At 73.9% G+C, this 3720-nt stretch carries 2 protein-coding genes; both read right to left on the bottom strand.

The window, feature by feature from the left end:
- Positions 1-113: 113 nt before the first annotated feature.
- Positions 114-1577: a Re/Si-specific NAD(P)(+) transhydrogenase subunit beta gene (pntB, locus tag ACIRVF_RS20055; RefSeq protein ID WP_402819201.1), complete on the bottom strand. Its 1464-nt coding sequence runs from the start codon at positions 1575-1577 to the stop codon at positions 114-116.
- Between the two features lie 5 nt (positions 1578-1582).
- Positions 1583-3154: a Re/Si-specific NAD(P)(+) transhydrogenase subunit alpha gene (locus ACIRVF_RS20050; protein ID WP_402819198.1), complete on the bottom strand. Its 1572-nt coding sequence runs from the start codon at positions 3152-3154 to the stop codon at positions 1583-1585.
- Positions 3155-3720: the final 566 nt, after the last annotated feature.

The following is a 3720-nucleotide window of genomic DNA, read 5'->3' as shown; positions in this document are numbered from 1 at the left end:
GGTGGGGGTGTTGTTGGGGCGGGGCGGTCGTGGGGGGGGGGTGGGGGGGGGGGTCGGCGGGGCGGTGGAGCCCCCCCCCCCCCCCGCGCCCCACGCCCGGGCCGCGGGCGGTGCTACCGCGCCGCCGCCGCGCGCCCGGCGGCCGGAACCGCGCCCTCCGGGTCCCGGCCGGGCAGGGCCCGCAGGATCGCCTCGACGCTCTGCCTGGCGTCGCCGAAGAGCATGCCGGTGTTCTCCCGGAAGAACAGCGGGTTCTGCACCCCCGCGTAGCCGGAGGCCATCGAGCGCTTGAAGACGACCACCTGCTCGGCCTCCCACACCCGCAGCACCGGCATCCCGGCGATCGGGCTGCTCGGGTCCTCGGTGGCGGCCGGGTTGACGGTGTCGTTGGCGCCTATGACGAGGACGACCGAGGTCGCGGCGAAGTCGTCGTTGATCTCGTCCATCTCCAGGACGATGTCGTAGGGCACCTTCGCCTCGGCCAGCAGCACGTTCATGTGCCCGGGCAGGCGCCCGGCGACGGGGTGCACCCCGAAGCGGACCTCGACCCCGCGCTCGCGCAGCCGCTGCGTCAACTCGGCCACCGGGTGCTGGGCCTGGGCCACGGCCATGCCGTAGCCGGGGGTGATCACCACGGACCGGGCCCGGTCGAGCAGCCCGGCGACCTCCTCGGCGTGCACCTCGCGGTGCTCGCCCTGCTCCTCGCCCCCGCCGGACGGGGCCTCGATGCCGAAGCCGCCGGCGATCACGGACAGGAAGGAGCGGTTCATGGCCCTGCACATGATGTACGACAGGTAGGCGCCGGAGGAGCCGACCAGCGCCCCGGTGACGATGAGCAGGTTGTTGTCGAGCAGGAACCCGGAGGCGGCCGCGGCCCAGCCCGAGTAGCTGTTCAGCATGGAGACCACCACGGGCATGTCGCCGCCGCCGATCGAGGCGACCAGGTGCCAGCCCAGGGCGAGCGCCAGCACCGTGACCGCGACCATCAGGACCGGGCCCGGGCTGGCGGTGAACCAGACCGTCAGGGCCGCGAAGGCGGCCAGCGCGCCCAGGTTGAGGGCGTTCTTCCCGGGCAGCGTCAGCGGGCGCGAGGCGATCCGGGCGGACAGCTTCAGGAAGGCCACGATGGAACCGGTGAAGGTGACCGCGCCGATGAAGACGCCGATGAAGACCTCGGCGTGGTGGATGCCGAGCAGCTCACCGGCGATCCGGGTCCGGCCGGACCCGTGGGACTCGACCTCCAGGTAGCTGTTCCAGCCGACCAGGACGGCGGCGAGGCCGACGAAGCTGTGCAGGACGGCGATCAGTTCGGGCATCTGCGTCATCTCGACCCGCCGCGCCCGCCACAGCCCGGCCGCACCGCCGAGCGCCATCGCGAGCACGATCAGCGCGACCGCGCCGGCGGCGATGCTCTGCGCCGCCACCACGACGGTGGCGACCAGCGCGAGGGCCATGCCGGCGATGCCGTAGACGACGCCGGCCCGCGACGTCCGGTGCTGGGAGAGCCCGGCGAGGCTGAGGATGAACAGCAGCGCGGCGACCAGGTCCGCGGCGTGCGAGGCCGTCGTGGAAGTCATCGGGCTCAACGCCTTTCGGGGGAGGTCGAGAACATCGACAGCATGCGGCGGGTGACGGCGAAGCCGCCGAAGATGTTCACACTGGTCAGCAGCACGGCGACGAAGGACAGCCCGGTGACGACGCGGCTCTCGTGGCCGATCTGCAGCAGGGCCCCGATCACCACGATCCCGGAGATCGCGTTGGTCACCGACATCAGCGGGGTGTGCAGGGCGTGGTGCACCTTGCCGATGACGTAGTAGCCGATGACCACGGCCAGTGCGAACACCGTGAGGTTCTGGGCCAGTTGGGCCGGAGCGAAGGCGGTCAGCAGGAAGGCCGCGAGCATCCCCGCGCCGATCAGGCCGAAGCGCGCCGCCGGTCCGAGACGGGGCCGTCCCGGTTCCACGGCCGCGGACGCCGGCGCGGCGGGCTGCGCGGCCGGGGCGGCCGACACGGCCACGGGCGGCGGCGGCCAGGTGATCTCGCCGTCGCGGACGACCGTCACGGCCCGCTGGATCACGTCCTCGAAGTCGAGGGCCAACCGGCCGTCCCGCCCGGGCGTCAGCAGCTTCAACAGGTTGACCAGGTTGGTGCCGAACAACTGGGAGGCCTGGGCGGGCAGCCGGGCCGCCAGGTCGGTGTACCCGATGATGGTGACGCCGTTGTCGGTGACCACCGTCCGGCCCGGCACGGTGCCCTCGACGTTGCCGCCCTGCGCTGCGGCCATGTCGACGATGACGCTGCCGGGCCGCATCGCCGCCACGTCCTCGGCCGTGACCAGCCGCGGGGCCGGGCGCCCGGGGATCAGCGCGGTCGTGACGATGATGTCCACGTCCTTCGCCTGCTCGTGGTACAGCGCCGCGGCGGCGCGGTCGTACTCGGCGGAGGTCGCCTTGGCGTACCCGTCGGTGCTCGCCTCCTGGGCGACCTCCACGGCCAGGTACTCGCCTCCCAACGACCGTACCTGATCGGCCACTTCGGGCCGAGGATCGGTCGCCCGGACGATCGCGCCCAGGCTGGACGCGGCGCCGATGGCGGCCAGGCCGGCCACGCCGGCGCCCGCCACCAGGACCTTCGCCGGCGGGACCTTGCCCGCGGCGGTGACCTGGCCGGTGAAGAAGCGCCCGAACACGTGGGCCGCCTCGATCACCGCCCGGTACCCGGCGATGTTGGCCATCGAGCTGAGCACGTCCATCGACTGCGCCCGGGAGATCCGCGGGACGGCGTCCAGTGCCAGCGCGGTGACGCCGCGGGCGGAGAGCGCCTTGAGCAGCTCGGGGTGCTGGGCGGGCGCGAGCAGGCCCGCCAGGGTGGTGCCCGAGCGCAGCCGGGCGATCTCGTCGTCCGTCGGGGCGTTGATCTTCAGGACCACCTCCGCCGCCCAGGCGTCGCCGATGCGCGCCCCGGCCTCGGTGTAGGCGTCGTCGGTGAAGCCGGAGGCGGCACCGGCCTCCGGCTCGACGACGACGTCGTAGCCGAGACCGAGCAGCTGCCGCACGGTCGCCGGTGTCGCCGCGACGCGGGTCTCCCCGCCGGACGACTCGGCGACCACGCCGACGGACTGGGGTGGAGGCTGGGACGGGACAAGTGCAGACATGTCTGGTGTCTCTCTCGTCGGAAGCACTGCTGACCGGGGGATGCGCGGCCGGGGAGGAACCTTGGCCGCTGGTCGAAGGAACGTACTCCTACCCAGTCTGCGAACCGATGGCGCGAACCAGTGACGAGCCTCACTCACCCGCACGGAGGACGGCCGAACGCGCCCGGGCGCGTCCGGGCGCCCCGCCGTCACCCGAACGGCGGGTGGGGATCCGCCTCCTCCCTTCGTTCACGAGCGTGCCGTCCCGCAGGCTCTCCTCGCGCTCCTCCGGCGCTCGCCGTAGTGCGCACGTGATCCGTGCAACGAGTGCGTGAGGGGCGCGGGCGGCCGCGGCCCGACGGCCGACGGCCTCGTCCGGCACCTCCGCCTCGCGCGCCACGTGGGCGAGGTAGGTCGCCAGCAGCGCGGTGCTGCCCTCGGTTCCGCTGGAACACCCGCACCGAGGGGTGAACTCCGAAGCCAACGGGGCGGGCGCGGGGGCGGGGGTAGACCCCCCCCCGCGCCGCCCCCCCGGGGCGGGGGGGACGCCCCGCGCGGGCGGCACGCGGGGCGGGCGGCCAGCAGGG

The organism is Kitasatospora sp. NPDC101157, assembly GCF_044768255.1.
Taxonomy (GTDB): Bacteria; Actinomycetota; Actinomycetes; order Streptomycetales; family Streptomycetaceae; genus Kitasatospora.
Note: the sequence above shows the minus strand (reverse complement) of the source record. Positions and strands in the feature narration are given on the sequence as shown.